At 71.4% G+C, this 1,274-nt stretch carries 1 protein-coding gene and 1 pseudogene; both read right to left on the bottom strand.

The features are described from left to right. Window positions 1-78: 78 nt before the first annotated feature. Window positions 79-933 (bottom strand): SDR family NAD(P)-dependent oxidoreductase, encoded by an 855-nt coding sequence (locus D452_RS0127095; RefSeq protein ID WP_026129721.1) that lies wholly within the window; start codon window positions 931-933, stop codon window positions 79-81. A gap of 194 nt (window positions 934-1,127) precedes the next feature. Beyond that, window positions 1,128-1,274 (bottom strand): annotated as a pseudogene (locus D452_RS31605) (diiron oxygenase); the annotation flags it as partial.

The following is a 1,274-nucleotide window of genomic DNA, read 5'->3' as shown; positions in this document are numbered from 1 at the left end:
GCAGGAGGCGCTTGGCGATGTCCTCGCGGTCGGTGGTCTTCGGCTTGGCGACGACTTCGGCGGTCATCTCGTTCCTCCTCAGGAGGCGCTGGTCAGGGCGTGCGGGGAACCGTGGCGCGCGTGGAGCCCCCGGGCGATCTCCGCGTCCGCGAAGGCGCCGTCGCTGAGGAGCAGGCCGAGCTGGAGCGACACGATCTGTTCGGTGGTTCCGGGGAAGTGCTTGGTCAGGTGCAGGGCGGCTGTCCCGAACGCCGTGCAGGCGACGTCGCGGGGCGCGCGCCGGGCACCGGCGGCGCGGACCACCGTCATCACGGTGTCGCGCTCGGTCTCGGCGGGCACCAGGCCGTCGAGGGAGGCGCCGGTGGCGCGGGAGCTCTCGTGGATGGGGGTGTCCACGTAGCCGGGGTAGACCGTGGTCACCCCGACGTGCGTGCCGTACTCGGCGCGCAGGCTGTCCGCGTAGGCGGTGACCGCGCGCTTGGAGACCGTGTAGGCCCCGGCGAGCGGCAACTGGAGGTTGGCCAGGAGCGAGGCGGTGACGATCACGCGGCCGCGGCTCCGGAGCAGGGCGGGCATCGCGGCGGCGGTCACCCGCCAGGTGCCGAGGAGGTTGACCTCCAGCGCCTGGTGGGCGTGCGTGTCGGGCAGGTGGCCGATGTCGACGGAGGGGCCGACCCCCGCGTAGTGGATGAGCAGGTCCAGGCTTCCGCCGAGTTGGTCGATCGCCTGGGCGACCCCCTCGCGCACCTGTTCGTCGTCGGTGATGTCGCAGGCGACGACGCCCGGGGCGGGCTTGCGGTCGATCCCGACGACGTTGACGCCGAGGTGGCGCAGGACCGCCACCGTGGCGCTGCCGAATGCACCGGAGGCGCCGGTCACGATGGCGTTCTGTCCGGGCAACCGACTCAGGTGGCGAGGCAAGGGGGTCGTCATGTGATCTCCTCCACAGTCATTGCCGGAACGTTACAACGAGCATTGTCACAATGCAATGGGTAGAAACGGGAAATTTACTCACGAGTAAGGTCCGTGTTCCGGCGGTGTGACAGGGGTGCGAAGGGGTGTGCGGGCACGCCTCCGGGGGCCGTGTGCGCGCACGGCCCCCGGAGGCGCTCGGCTCGGCGGCCGACCTACCGTCCGAGCAGCCCCGCCTTCCGCCAGAAGTACCGGCCCAGGCCGGAGACGGCCCCAGCGGTGTCCAGGGTCCTGACCACCTTGCGCGACAGCTCGGTCTTGCTGTCGATGAAGCGGGTGTTGCGGCGGGGCGCCCCCCCCGC

Source organism: Nocardiopsis prasina DSM 43845, assembly GCF_000341265.1.
Lineage (GTDB): Bacteria > Actinomycetota > Actinomycetes > Streptosporangiales > Streptosporangiaceae > Nocardiopsis > Nocardiopsis prasina.
Note: the sequence above shows the minus strand (reverse complement) of the source record. Positions and strands in the feature narration are given on the sequence as shown.